Raw genomic sequence first — 13,264 nt, 5'->3', positions numbered from 1 at the left:
ACTTCGCCGCGTTCGGCGAAGTGGACATCTCCCGTTCACGGCGGGAGCGGCTCGATGTGTTCGCGCCATGCGTGAAACGCTCGAAGTGATCCAATAGAGCGATGAATCTGAAACAGCTTGAATACTTTGTTCGCGTTGCCGAACTTGGAAGCTTCAGCAAGGCGGCACGAATTCTCGATATCGCCCAGCCGGCCCTCAGCCGTCAAGTGCGCTTGCTGGAAACGGATCTGCGTACCGTTTTGTTGCAACGCACAGGCCGAGGCGTGGTTTTAACGGAGGCGGGAAAGCGACTGTTCGAACACAGTGTGGGAATCCTGCAGCTGATTTCGCTGGCGCGTGAAGATCTTGAGGCCACTCGCGATGAGCCTATGGGGCGCATTGTCATCGCACTTCCCCCCAGTATGGGACGGCTTCTGACGCTACCGCTGGTTGATGGGTTCAGGGAATCGCTACCCAAGGCCAAGTTGGCGATCGTTGAAGGACTCTCGACGCACATTACGGAGTGGATTGCAACCGGCCGCGTGGATATTGGCCTTGTCCTGAATCCTGAGGCCCAAGAGGCGATCGAAGTTCAGCCAGTTTTGGACGAGGCTTTATGCCTCGTAAGCCCATCGGGCGTCGACTCCATTGATCACCGCTCGGCAGCAGAAACGGATGCGAACGCTTCCGTGTTGTTCGAAAATTTACCGCAGTACCCACTTGTGATCCCCGAGCGGACCCATGCGATTCGCAAGATGATCGAAGCGCAGGCTGCCCTTGCCGGAATCAAATTGCAAGTTGCCTGGGAGGTCTCAGGCGTCCAGTCGATTCTTGATCTCGTTCGGCGGGGGCACGGCCACGCGATCTTGACGCAAGGAGCGGTTCTGACGTCGGGGCTGCCGATGGCATTTCGTACCAGCCGCATCGTGAGGCCACAGATCTTTAGCCGGCTTTTCCTCGCGTCGTCAGCACACAAGCCAACGACCCCCCTGATGCGCCACACGATGCGCATGCTTGCTGATTTGATCCGTACGCAGGTCAGCGGTGGCAACCATATCAATTCGTGATAGCTGCTAGCGCAGCTGCCCCGCTTGGATGGTGCCGGCAGCGTTGCCATAATGGGCGTACTCCAACCTGTGGAGTCACCTCACACCATGCAAACTCCAATCCCATGCCTCTTCATGCGCGGCGGTACGTCTCGTGGGCCGTTTTTCAACGAGGGTGACCTCCCTGCGGATATTTTGAGTCGCGATCGGGTTTTGCTGGCAGCAATGGGCTCACCCGACAGGCGCGAGATTGACGGCCTTGGTGGTGCCCATCCGTTGACAAGCAAAGTTGGAATCGTCCGACTCGGTCGTGAACCGGGGGTCGACTTGGATTTTCTCTTCGCACAGGTCATGGTTGACAAGCCAGTGGTCGATACGACGCCAAATTGCGGCAACATGTTGGCAGCAGTTGTGCCGTTCGCCTTGGAGACGGGTCTTCTTCAGGCGCGTGGGGATGTCAGCACGTTTCGGGTGCTCACGCGGAACACGGGGATGCAGTGCGATGTGACCGTGCAAACTCCTGGCGGGCACATCACGTATGAGGGAAACGCCCGGATTGACGGCGTGCCGGGGATGGCGGCCCCCATCACGATCAATTTTCTCGACACGGCAGGTTCGGTCTGTTCCAGCTTATTGCCAACCGGACGGGTTCTGGACACGTTGACCATCAGTGATCCAGGTTTCGGGGACTTGAAGGTGAGTGTGACCTGTATTGACAACGGCATGCCCATGGTGCTGATGCGTGCCCAAGATCTGGGACGCAGCGGCTATGAAACCGTCACGGAGCTCAACGCCGACAGCGAGCTCAAATCGAAGATCGAGGCCCTGCGGCTGAAATGCGGGGAACTCATGGGTCTGGGTGACGTGGCTGCCAAGACCTATCCCAAGATGTGCCTGATTGCTCCCGCGAGGGACGGCGGGAATATCGCCACGCGCTGCTTCATTCCACACGTCTGTCACGAGGCGATCGGCGTTCTTGCTGCGGTCACGGTGGCCACCGCCTGCGTGTTACGGGGAACCGTGACCGAAGGCATTGCACGCATACCCGATGGAAGTCCAAAAACCGTTTCTGTGGAACACCCCAGTGGGGAATTCAGCGTTGAGCTGGAGATTGACCCCCAAGATTCCCAGAATGTCATGCGCGCGGCACTGCTTCGCACTGCCCGGTTGATCATGCGTGGCGAGGTGATGGTGCCGGAGGCGGTCTGGAAACGTTGAGGCGTCAGCATGATTGCAGATCCATTCCATCGAATAATGCGTGGCCTATCGCAAGGTATCCAACTCATCGAAACCTAATCTCGATCAATTTTGATCCGTCAGTGTCAGTCGAGGGCAAAATTCAGTCTTCTGACCTTATGGTGCCGGATTTTCTCGTTGCAATCCGCGAATTGGATCGGTCTAGTCGGGTAATGATCCAACGTTCCACCGATAGCGCTCAAGGAAGGATTTTATCGTGATCATTGATTGTCATGGCCATTACACAACGGCGCCGAAGTCCCTGGAAGACTGGCGCAAGCGACAAATCGATAACCTGAAAACTCCTGCGCTTGGGCCGAAGGTGTCGGATCTTAAGATTAGCGACGATGAACTGCGTGAAAGTATCGAGAACAATCAGCTCAGATTGATGAAGGCGCGCGGCAGCGATCTGACGATTTTTTCGCCGCGCGCCAGTTTCATGGCGCACCATATCGGGGATTTCAACACAAGCGCGACATGGGCCGGGATCTGCAACGAGTTGTGCTGGCGTGTCTCGCAGCTCTTCCCCGACAATTTCATTGGTGCAGCGATGCTCCCGCAGTCGCCTGGAGTCGACCCACGTACTTCAATTCCCGAGCTTGAGAAGTGCGTGCGCGACTACGGTTTTGTGGGTATTAATCTGAATCCGGATCCTTCGGGCGGCTTTTGGAAGGAGCCGCCATTGACCGACCGCTGGTGGTACCCAATTTATGAAAAGATGGTGGAATATGACATTCCTGCCATGATTCACGTCAGTACAAGTTGCAATGCCTGTTTCCACACAACCGGAGCGCATTATCTCAACGCCGATACGACGGCGTTCATGCAATGTCTGACGGGCGACCTGTTCCATGATTTTCCAAGCTTGAAATTGGTCATTCCGCACGGTGGCGGCGCCGTTCCTTATCACTGGGGGAGGTTTCGCGGTCTGGCGCAGGAGCTCAAAAAGCCCTTGCTTGGCGATCATCTGCTCAATAATATTTTTTTCGACACCTGCGTCTATCATCAGCCTGGTATTGATCTCCTGAGCCGGGTCATTCCGATTGACAATATTTTGTTTGCCTCGGAAATGATCGGTGCGGTGCGTGGCATCGACCCGGAAACGGGTTATCATTATGATGACACAAAGAGGTATATCGAGGCGGCCTCCATTAATCCGGAGCAGCGCGAGAAGATTTACGAGGGAAATGCGAGGCGCGTATATGCACGCTTGGATGCGGCCCTCAAGGCAAAGGGTATGTGAGGGGAGACTATGCCATTACCGCTAAACAATTTGGGCGTCGTCAAACGCAACATCGTGCGCCCGGACAGGGATGCCGTCGCGAAGTTGGAAGGCTTCGGATCAGCCACCGTGCACGAAGCGATGGGTCGTGTCGGGTTGATGAAGCCGTATATGCGGCCGATCTATCAGGGGGCACGCCTTTGTGGGCCCGCCGTGACCGTGCTGCTGCATCCTGGGGACAACTGGATGATGCATGTGGTCGCCGAGCAGATTCAACCAGGCGATGTCGTTGTCGGGGCAGTGAGTGCTGAGTGCAGCGATGGCTATTTCGGTGACCTTCTGGCGACGTCGTTCCGGGCGCGTGGGGCGAAAGGTCTGGTCATCGACGCCGGGGTGCGTGATGTCAGGGATCTGACTGCAATGCAGTTTCCGGTCTGGAGTCGTTACATCAGCGCCAAAGGCACCATCAAGGCCACTCTCGGTGCCGTCAACGTTGCCGTGGTTTGCGCCGGTGCCTTGGTCAATCCCGGTGATGTGATCGTGGCTGATGATGACGGCGTTGTCGTTGTGCCGATGGCAATTGTGGCAATGGTGGCCGAGGCCGCTGCCGCACGCGAGGCGAATGAAGGCGAGAAGCGGCAAAAGCTTGCGGCTGGCGTGCTCGGTCTCGATATGTACAACATGCGGGCGGCGCTGGACAAGCTCGGACTGAGGTACATCGATTGAAAATGAGCGAAGCAGTCAATCCCTTGCAGTGGCGGATCGGCTTGGTCGGCTATGGAGAAGTCGGCCGGATTTTGGCTGAGGACTTGCGTGCCCAAGGTGTCGCGCATATCGTCGCGTATGACTTGAAGCTTGGTACATGCGATGAGCGGCCGCTCCTCGCGCATGCCGAAAAGTTTGGCGTTCATTGGGCTCAGTCCTCCGCGGAGTTGGCGCGCGCGGTTGATTTGGTCATCTCCGCGGTCACGGCGAGGCAGACGGTCGCGGTGGCTCAAGCGTGCGCTGGTTCGATCCGACCCCAAACCTGGTTCCTTGACTTCAACTCGGCATCGCCAGCGGCCAAAAAATGCGCGGCCAGCGCCCTTCATGAGTCCGGTGCCCTGTATGTCGAAGGCGCAGTCATGACCTCAGTGCCGCCCTATCGCATCGCCGTGCCGCTCTTGCTCGGCGGCCCGCACGCCAAGGCGCTTGAGCCAAAGCTTCAGGCGCTGGGTTTTCAACCCAAGTTCGCCTCTGAGGTGCTTGGCGTCGCGTCGGCTACCAAGATGTGCCGCAGCATCATGATCAAGGGACTGGAGGCTATGGTCATTGAGAGCTTTACTTCGGCGCGCGCCTACGGCGTCGAAGACCAGGTTCTTGCGTCGCTGGCCGAGACCTTTCCGGGCATCGACTGGGAAAAGCAGGGCGCCTATTTCTTTCAACGCGTCATCGAGCACGGGCGACGTCGAAGCGAGGAGATGCATGAGGCCGCGCAGACGGTTCAAGACATCGGCTTGGAGCCCTGGTCGGCTCGCGGCACCGCCGAGCGTCAGTCTTGGGTAGCAGACCTCGCCGATCGGGGCGTGTTCGGCGCGCGGGGCACCGGGCAATTTGCGCGCAGCGCAGACTGGCGCAGCGAAGCGGATCGCATTCTGGAAAACTTGGACGGCAAGCGAAAAGACAAGGACCCTGCCACATGAGTTTCGAGAAATCGCCTGGTTGGCTGGACTGGTATCAGGATCCGTCGAAACCCCTTTTTCAACTTCCCTCTGGCAGTGTTGACGCGCATTGCCATGTCTTCGGTCCGGGTGCGCAATTCCCTTATGCACCCGAGCGCAAGTACACGCCTTGCGATGCATCGAAGCAGCAGCTTTTCGCGTTGCGTGACCATTTGGGATTTGCGCGCAACGTCGTCGTGCAGGCGACCTGTCATGGCGCCGACAACCGGGCGATGATTGATGCCCTCGTGCACTCGGGTGGCAAGGCGCGAGGAGTGGCAACCCTCAAGCGAGCCGTGACAGATGCGGCACTGCACGCCATGCACGCCGCTGGGGTTCGAGGGGTGCGATTCAATTTTGTCAAGCGTCTGGTGGATTTCACGCCCAAAGACGAGTTGATGGAGATTGCGGGGCGCATCGCACCGCTTGGCTGGCACGTTGTGGTTTACTTCGAATCAGTCGATCTCCGGGAGCTTTTGGATTTTTTTACCGCTTTGCCGACGACTGTGGTTGTCGATCACATGGGTCGCCCCGACGTGACCAAGCCGGTGGACGGGCCGGAGTTCGAGGCGTTCGTCCAATTCATGCGTGAGTATCCGAATGTATGGTCGAAGGTCAGCTGTCCAGAGCGGCTGTCCGTCTCAGGTCCTGCGGCGTTGAATGGCGAGCGCCATGCTTATCGGGACGTTGTCCCGTTTGCCAGGCGTATCGTCGAAACGTTTCCTGACCGTGTTCTGTGGGGAACCGATTGGCCTCATCCGAACCTGAAGAGCCATATGCCGGACGACGGACTGCTGGTTGATTTTATCCCGCGCATTGCAACCACGTCCGACCTGCAGCGGCGGCTTCTGGTTGACAATCCAATGCGTCTTTACTGGCCCGAGGAGACCTGAAGTCTTGCACCATGGCACTGAACAAACCGTACAAGGACGTTCCCGGCACGACGATTTTCGACGCGGACATGTCGCGCAAGGGCTACCACCTGAATCAGTTTTGCATGTCGCTGATGAAGGCAGAGAACCGCACCCGATTCAAAGCGGACGAGCGTGCCTATCTCGACGCTTGGCCCATGACCGAGGAGCAGAAGCAGGCGGTGATGGCGCGCGACCTGAATCGTTGTATCGCGCTGGGCGGGAACATCTATTTCCTCGCCAAGATCGGTGCCACCGATGGCAAGTCGTTCCAACAAATGGCGGGCAGCATGACCGGCATGAGTGAGGAGGAGTACCGCGCCATGATGCTAAGGGGAGGGCGGCCAATCGAAGGCAACCGCTACGTCGGCGAGAAGAAAGTGGAGTCAACGTGATGGCCAGGATTACCGCAAGCGTCTTTACGTCGCACGTCCCCGCAATCGGCGCTGCCATTGACCTCGGCAAGACTGCGGATCCCTACTGGCAGCCGGTCTTCAAGGGCTATGAGTTTTCCAAGCAATGGATGAAGGAAAACCGGCCGGATGTGATCTTTCTCGTCTACAACGACCATGCGTCGGCGTTCAGTCTGGAGATGATTCCGACTTTTGCCATTGGTACGGCGGAGCAGTTCAATCCGGCCGATGAAGGCTGGGGGCCGCGACCGGTTCCAGTGGTCATTGGCCACCCGGAGCTTGCTTCGCACATTGCTCAGTCGGTGATTCAGGATGACTTCGATCTCACCATCGTCAACCGGATGGATGTTGACCATGGTCTGACAGTGCCCTTGTCGCTGATGTGCGGCCAGCCGTCGGCTTGGCCGTGCCCGGTCATTCCCTTTGCCGTGAACGTCGTTCAGTACCCGGTGCCGTCGGGCCGGCGCTGCTTTCAACTTGGGAAGGCGATCCGCCGCGCTGTCGAGTCGTTCGACGCTGACCTCAATGTGCAGATCTGGGGAACCGGGGGCATGAGCCACCAATTGCAGGGGCCGCGCGCCGGCTTGATCAACAAGGAATGGGACAACCGTTTCCTGGATCGGCTCGTTAGCGATCCGGAGGCATTGTCCCTGGTGCCGCATATCGAGTACGTGCGCGAAGCCGGCTCGGAGGGCATCGAGCTTGTGATGTGGCTGATCGCACGCGGCGCCATGCGGGATGTGGCCGGAGGTCCGGCGCCCCGCGTCCTTCACCGCTTCTACCACGTGCCGGCGTCGAACACCGCCGTGGGGCATCTGATTCTGGAGGATTCTTAAATGAGCAAGACAATCAAGGTGGCGCTTGCCGGCGCTGGTGCATTTGGAATCAAGCATCTGGATGCCATTCGCAACATCGACGGTGTTGAAGTGGTCTCCCTGATTGGGCGCGAACTGCACAAGACTCGCGAGGTTGCCAACACATATGGCATCGACCACGTCACAACCGCGCTGGATGAAAGTCTTGCGCTGCCTGAGGTTGACGCCGTCATCCTGTGCACGCCGACCCAGATGCACGCGGCGCAGGCCATAGCCTGTTTGAAAGCGGGCAAGCACGTCGAGGTTGAAATTCCCTTGGCGGACAGGCTGGTGGATGCGCAAGCAGTCCTTGAAGTGCAGCGGCAGACTGGGCGCGTTGCGATGGTCGGCCACACGAGGCGCTTCAATCCAAGCCACCAGTGGCTGCATCGAAAAGTTGCGGCCGGCGAGCTGCTGGTGCAGCAAATGGACGTACAGACCTATTTTTTTCGCCGCACGAACATGAACGCACTCGGTCAAGCCCGAAGCTGGACCGACCATCTGCTCTGGCACCACGCCGCTCACACGGTTGATCTTTTCGCATATCAGACCGGTGGTGAGATCGTGCAGGCGCACGCAGTCCAGGGGCCGATTCATCCCACACTGGGTATCGCCATGGATATGAGCATCCAGCTGAAAAGCAGCACCGGCGCCATTTGCACGTTGTCCTTGTCGTTCAATAACGATGGTCCCCTGGGTACGTTCTTTCGCTATATCTGCGACAACGGCACCTATGTCGCGCGCTATGACGACCTGTTCGATGGCAAGGAAAACAAGATCGACGTCACCCAGGTGGATGTGTCGATGAATGGCATCGAGCTGCAGGATCGGGAGTTTTTTGCTTCCATCCGCGAGGGTCGAGAGCCCAACGCCAGTGTGCGTGCGGTGCTGCCTTGCTATCGCATTCTTGATCAGTTGGAAAAGCAGCTGGCTGCTGCGGAGTGAGCGGCTGCGAGCGTGTAGCCCCACCTGGCCAGGATGATGCCATGAGGATGGATTCAAGCCTTCATAACGCTGATGCGCGTCCCGTGAGCAGGCGCTCAATCGGGAAATTTCAGATCAAGCCGATCGGGCTCGGGTGCATGAATTTGAGCCACGCCTACGGCGTTCCCCCGGATGCCAAAGCGTCGGAACGCCTGTTACGCGAAGCTCTTGATCTAGGGGTTGATTTCTTCGATACGGCCGCACTCTATGGATTTGGTGCGAATGAAGATCTAATCGGACGGGTGCTGGCGCCGCATCGCTCACGCTTCACACTGGCGACAAAGGGGGGTATGGCGGGCGTCGACGGGGTGCGTGTGATTGACGGTCGGCCGGAGGCGCTGCGTCAAAATTGTGAAGACAGTCTTCGACGCTTGCGCACGGACGTTATCGACCTGTATTACCTGCACCGATGGGATAAGCGGGTGCCGATCGGAGACAGCGTTGGCGCTTTGGCAGACCTGGTTCGAGAGGGTAAGGTGCGCTCAATCGGGCTATCCGAGGTGTCCGCTCGGACCTTGCGTCAGGCACACAGCGTGCATCCGATCGCTGCTTTGCAGAATGAGTATTCCTTATGGACTCGAAACCCTGAAATCGAGGTGTTGAAGGCTTGCCGTGAACTCGGCATCGCGTTCGTCGCATTTAGTCCGTTGGGCCGCGGTTTTCTTGGAGGCGAGTTGCGTACCACGACAGATCTTCAAGCCAAGGACATCCGTCGCGCGATGCCGCGCTTCGAGCCCACGCATTACGCGCAGAACCTCCAATTGCTCGGGGCGTACGTCGCACTTGCCCAAGAACTGGGTTGCTCTCCAGCGCAGTTGGCATTGGCGTGGTTGCTGGAGAAGGACGCTTCCATCATTGCAATCCCCGGGACAACACGCCTGAACCATCTGCGTGACAACATGGGGGCTTTGCAATTGCGACTGAATGACGACGTGATGACGCGTCTGGACACCTTGATCAACCGTCATAATGTCTCTGGTGCGCGCTATAGCGCCGCCAATCAGGCCGAGATCGACTCCGAAGAATTTGCTGATCGGTAAGGGGGATACCCCATGGCGAAAAGCGATGCGCGGCGCAAGCACACGGTCATGAATGTGTTCGGCGGCGGTCAGCATGGCTCTGCAAATGCGATCGTCCCGGCGGCCGTATTGGAAATCGGGATGTGGTAGTTCGAATGCACGAGCCGTGCCTGATTGCCCAGCGCCGAGCGTGCAGCAAGCCAGGTCAGGAGTTCCACGCCCTGCGTTCCGCTGAGTTCCACAAGATCGTGAATTGAGAACCGCGTCGCCCATGACGGATCGCAAGCCAGGCTCTCCATGAACTCGAGGTCAAAGCGCTTGTTGATGAACCCCGCACGTTGGCCGTCGAGTTGATGGGAAAGACCACCGCTACCAATGATGACCACACGGCAATCCGTTTCCCAACTGCGAATGGCCTCCCCGATAGCTCGACCCAGGTCAGCGCAGCGCTTAGGGCTGGGGAGTGGATGCTGCACAGTGTTGACGCAAACGGGCACTGTGGTGACCGGCCAGGAGCCAATTGGTGCGTCCGGCCACAAGAGTTTCATCGGCAGTGTGAACGCATGGTCGACCAGCATTTCCTGACAACTGGTGATATCGAATTCGGCATCAACGAGGCTTTCGATCAAGTGCCAAGACAGATCGAGGTTTCCAGCAAAGGGTGGCAAAGTGGGGATCCCCCATCCTTCGTCGGAGTTTTGATAGACGGAGGCTGCGCCGACGGAAAACGTCGGCATTTTGTCAAGAAAGAAATTTAATCCATGATCGTTATAGATCATCACAGCGATATCAGGTCGAGCGGCAGAGAGCCATTCCCGGATCGGTGGAAATCCGTCGAAAAATGGCTTCCAGTAATCAGTCTGCTCTTGATGCATTGCAAGTGCGCGGCCGATCGCGGGAACGTGCGATGTGTTGATGCATCCAATAATTTTTGCCATGATTTTATCTCCCGGCCTCGACAAGTTTGGCTTTGAACGCAGCCTTGCTCATTCCCGTTTGTTGCGCACCAAGATCCTGGACATCCAGCCCGAAAATACCTGCGAATTTCGCGAGATAGTAAATATTTCCGCCTGCGTCAATAAGGTCGAGAACGTTGCGGGTTCGAATGGCGAGCTCCTGCGCGGAGGTCAGTTCGTATTTGCGGCAGTACGCATGTTCATCGATCAAAAATGCGGCTCGGTTCTTTGCGGAGTTGAAGGAAAAGCACATCTTGTTGAGTGCATATCCCTTGCGTGCCTGAGACCCATCAAAGATCGTCGTCCCCTCAATCGCCGGGATGCCATCACGTTTCTCCATTTTCGATCCTTGGTTCACCAATGATGGTTCAAAGTATCGATCAAGGCGATCAGACGAAAAACCCCCTGAACGTTAATCGACATATGAGCGGAATCGATCATTTGCGTTTGGATGGGAGCCTGCTCCAACTCTTCGTTGCCGTGATGGAAACAGGTTCCATTTCCAGTGCGGCCGAACGTCTCAACGTTTCGCAGTCAGCGGTGAGTCACCAGATTGAGAAGCTTCGCGCGATCGTGGGGGATCCCCTGTTTGTCAAATCCGGGCGTGGAATCGTTCCAACCGCACGCGCAGAAGGCCTCGTGGAGCAGGCGCGGGTGCTGCTCAGTCAACTCGAGCGCTTTGCAAAAGTGACCGAATTCCATGCGAGCGCACTGAGAAAGACCTTCACCATCGCTGCGAATGATATGCAGCGTGATCTTTTGTTACCCCCCCTTGCTTGAGCGGCTTCGTGCGGATTCGCAGGGCGTGTGTATGCGCGTGATTGCTTCTGACGTGCCGAGCCTGAAGATGTTGCGTGAGCAGCGCTGTGACTTGGTCATTTCGCCTCGACCGCCTGAGGGAGGCGACATTCTGCAACAGCGGCTCTTTGACGACACCTACCGCATATTCTTCGATCGAAGCAGACGCAGTCCGCCCAACACCATTGAGGACTACCTCCGGGGTGAGCATGTCACCGTGCTTTACGAAGATCAGAGGGGGTTGGAAGTCGACAAAGCCCTAATGGAAGGCGGCTATGACCGTACGGTTGTGGCGTTTGTGCCGGCCTTTTCAGGCATTGCGTCGTTTATTCAAGGTACCGCTCGTTTGGCAACGGCACCGAGCTTGCTGCAGCGCGGCCAACTACGCGGCTTTGATAGCGTTCCATTGCCCATCTGCATACCACCGATGCCCATGTACATGATTTGGCACATGCGGCATCGATACGACCCCGTGCATGGCTGGCTGCGCGCCAAACTCCTGGGCATCGCGCGATCCATTCATCCCGTGCCCTGACCCCGGTTGAGATTCGCAGTTTGCGTTCTTGGTGGTGCCGCGGGATGACCCGCGCGTCAGGATATGGTGCCTTCAACCATAGGGGTTAGCACTCATATCGGGATGGAATAACTGATAGCGCATGAGGACCCTACGAGAAACTCATGATTCCAACCACAATTCGCACTGCACGTGGCCTAACTGGCGGCATTCGCAAGGCCATTAGGGTGGTCCGCGCAGCGCGCTGAAAGCTGGCGGTCATTCGACGTTCGTGCAGGACGCAGCGCAACCATTGATTACTTCTTGACATACTTGACAAGGCGGCGAGTCAAGCCGTCACGGGGGAAGATGCCCCTGATTATTTCAGATCAATTGAGGAGATACGGAGTGAATAAAAAGCGCATCGTTTTGGCAGCGGCTCTCAGCATGGCACTCACACCGGCTTTCGCAGGGGGAGCCGGCTCCAATGTTCAGCTGTACGGCATCATTGACGCCGGCATCGAGCATTTGAGCTTTGATAACACCAGTGTCAATCGCTTGGGCTCGGGCATTCAGGTTCCCGATCTGATAGGCGTCAAGGGCAATGAAGATCTTGGTGGCGGCCTCTCCGCATTTTTCCAGGCAGAAACTGGATTCTGCGGCAACGGCAATGGAACATTTCTGCGCGGCAATAATGTCTATTCCGGTGCAAATCAAGGTGCACAATACCAAGCCAATTCTGATTACTGTACCGGTGGTCAGTTCATGGGGCGCGAAACCATGGTGGGCCTGAGCGGCGATTTTGGGAAATTGTCCCTGGGTCGATTGGCAACGCCCTCGTTTATTAATGCACTCGTCGCGGATCCCTTTGGTGCGGGATTGACGGGAGGCATGTTCAATCTTGATCCAGCCTTTCCGATCTACGTGTATGTATCGCAAGCCATGCAATACCAGACTCCGACCATGTCCGGGTTGCAAGGCACGCTCCTGTACGCGCTGGGGGCGCAGTCAAGTGGCGCGTCGAACGGCCAGTTCTACAACGCAAGCCTGAACTACCGCAATGGTCCGGTCATGGCTGGAATTGCATACCTGCACCACAACTTCAGTTCCGGTGGTCCGATTCCTGATGCGGCTCTTATGCTGGACGCGACGACTCGCTCCATCGTCCCATCTTCGGACGGTTACTTTACGAACAAGGTCCTCCAACTGTTCGGGGGATACAACCTGGGGGTCGCCAATATCACGGCCTACTACGCCGACGAGAAATTTGGCGACGGTGGCACGATGTCGGACGGCTCGCAGACGCCTCATTTCAAGGTGTGGTGGATTGGCGCGACGATTCCTGCAGGCCCAGGTTCGATCCTCGCATCGATTGGTCAGCACAAGGATTCGAATCTGATCAATTCGACCGCGCGTCAATATGCCGTGGGGTACAACTATCCAATGTCCAAGCAGACCAACCTTTACGCTTCTTACGCGCATATCAGCAACGACAGCAACGTGGACCAGTACGTTGGTGACACAACGGTCGTGGGTACGGGAATGCAGGGCGGGCAGAGCTCAAGCGGCATTGCGTTGGGGATTCGGCACGCCTTCTGATGGGTGGAAGCGCCGCTTCGGGCCATCGATGATGGTGGCCTTTTCGATGAACAT

Annotated in this window: 15 protein-coding genes; 13 read left to right on the top strand and 2 right to left on the bottom strand. The window is 57.3% G+C overall.

Annotated elements, in window-relative coordinates:
* Positions 1–101 precede the first annotated feature (101 nt).
* The 10 genes from CD04_RS0114675 (at position 102) to CD04_RS0114630 (ending at position 9,385) form a co-directional block, all read left to right on the top strand.
* Entirely contained in the window at positions 102–1,046 is a 945-nt protein-coding gene (locus CD04_RS0114675; RefSeq protein ID WP_031408061.1) for a LysR family transcriptional regulator, read from the top strand.
* A gap of 87 nt (positions 1,047–1,133) precedes the next feature.
* Positions 1,134–2,243 carry a 4-oxalomesaconate tautomerase gene (locus CD04_RS0114670; protein WP_031408059.1) on the top strand — a complete coding sequence of 370 codons (1,110 nt, stop codon included), beginning with the start codon at positions 1,134–1,136 and terminating at the stop codon, positions 2,241–2,243.
* Positions 2,244–2,478: 235 nt separating this feature from the next.
* A complete protein-coding gene (locus tag CD04_RS0114665) occupies positions 2,479–3,504 on the top strand; it encodes an amidohydrolase family protein (RefSeq protein ID WP_031408057.1) in 1,026 nt (341 codons plus the stop codon).
* 9 nt (positions 3,505–3,513) lie between these two features.
* The gene (gene ligK / locus CD04_RS0114660; RefSeq protein ID WP_031408055.1) at positions 3,514–4,209 is read left to right on the top strand and encodes a 4-carboxy-4-hydroxy-2-oxoadipate aldolase/oxaloacetate decarboxylase; all 696 of its coding nucleotides are present in this window, start codon (positions 3,514–3,516) and stop codon (positions 4,207–4,209) included.
* A 2-nt stretch (positions 4,210–4,211) separates the two neighbouring features.
* Positions 4,212–5,165 carry an NAD(P)-dependent oxidoreductase gene (locus CD04_RS0114655; RefSeq protein WP_031408053.1) on the top strand — a complete coding sequence of 318 codons (954 nt, stop codon included), beginning with the start codon at positions 4,212–4,214 and terminating at the stop codon, positions 5,163–5,165.
* Entirely contained in the window at positions 5,162–6,076 is a 915-nt protein-coding gene (locus tag CD04_RS0114650; RefSeq protein ID WP_031408051.1) for an amidohydrolase family protein, read from the top strand. Before CD04_RS0114655 ends, CD04_RS0114650 begins: the two co-directional genes overlap by 4 nt.
* Before the next feature lie 11 nt (positions 6,077–6,087).
* The gene (ligA, locus tag CD04_RS0114645; RefSeq protein ID WP_031408049.1) at positions 6,088–6,489 is read left to right on the top strand and encodes a protocatechuate 4,5-dioxygenase subunit alpha; all 402 of its coding nucleotides are present in this window, start codon (positions 6,088–6,090) and stop codon (positions 6,487–6,489) included.
* Entirely contained in the window at positions 6,489–7,343 is an 855-nt protein-coding gene (locus CD04_RS0114640) for a class III extradiol dioxygenase subunit beta (RefSeq protein WP_031408048.1), read from the top strand. Before ligA ends, CD04_RS0114640 begins: the two co-directional genes overlap by 1 nt.
* Complete coding sequence (locus CD04_RS0114635) at positions 7,344–8,306, top strand: Gfo/Idh/MocA family oxidoreductase (protein WP_031408046.1); 963 nt, start codon at positions 7,344–7,346, stop codon at positions 8,304–8,306.
* A gap of 83 nt (positions 8,307–8,389) precedes the next feature.
* A complete protein-coding gene (locus tag CD04_RS0114630) occupies positions 8,390–9,385 on the top strand; it encodes an aldo/keto reductase (RefSeq protein ID WP_031408044.1) in 996 nt (331 codons plus the stop codon).
* A gap of 68 nt (positions 9,386–9,453) precedes the next feature.
* Here CD04_RS0114630 and CD04_RS0114625 read toward each other — a convergent pair whose 3' ends face one another.
* Both CD04_RS0114625 and CD04_RS0114620 read right to left on the bottom strand, forming a co-directional pair.
* Positions 9,454–10,302, bottom strand: a complete 849-nt coding sequence (locus CD04_RS0114625; protein ID WP_031408042.1) for a class III extradiol dioxygenase family protein — start codon at positions 10,300–10,302, stop codon at positions 9,454–9,456.
* A 4-nt stretch (positions 10,303–10,306) separates the two neighbouring features.
* Positions 10,307–10,660 carry a protocatechuate 4,5-dioxygenase subunit alpha gene (locus CD04_RS0114620; RefSeq protein ID WP_031408040.1) on the bottom strand — a complete coding sequence of 118 codons (354 nt, stop codon included), beginning with the start codon at positions 10,658–10,660 and terminating at the stop codon, positions 10,307–10,309.
* 20 nt (positions 10,661–10,680) lie between these two features.
* Here CD04_RS0114620 and CD04_RS25325 point away from each other — a divergent pair, with 20 nt between their 5' ends.
* The 3 genes from CD04_RS25325 (at position 10,681) to CD04_RS0114610 (ending at position 13,210) form a co-directional block, all read left to right on the top strand.
* Complete coding sequence (locus CD04_RS25325) at positions 10,681–11,100, top strand: LysR family transcriptional regulator (RefSeq protein WP_369792843.1); 420 nt, start codon at positions 10,681–10,683, stop codon at positions 11,098–11,100.
* Positions 11,060–11,653, top strand: coding sequence for a LysR substrate-binding domain-containing protein (locus tag CD04_RS22045; RefSeq protein WP_369792842.1), 594 nt, complete (start codon positions 11,060–11,062; stop codon positions 11,651–11,653). The genes CD04_RS25325 and CD04_RS22045 overlap by 41 nt, the downstream gene beginning before the upstream one ends.
* Before the next feature lie 366 nt (positions 11,654–12,019).
* The gene (locus CD04_RS0114610; RefSeq protein WP_031408038.1) at positions 12,020–13,210 is read left to right on the top strand and encodes a porin; all 1,191 of its coding nucleotides are present in this window, start codon (positions 12,020–12,022) and stop codon (positions 13,208–13,210) included.
* The last annotated feature ends 54 nt before the right edge of the window (positions 13,211–13,264 follow it).

It is taken from the genome of Thiomonas sp. FB-Cd (genome assembly GCF_000733775.1).
GTDB lineage: Bacteria > Pseudomonadota > Gammaproteobacteria > Burkholderiales > Burkholderiaceae_C > Thiomonas_A.
This window is presented reverse-complemented; position numbering and strand designations above follow the sequence as displayed.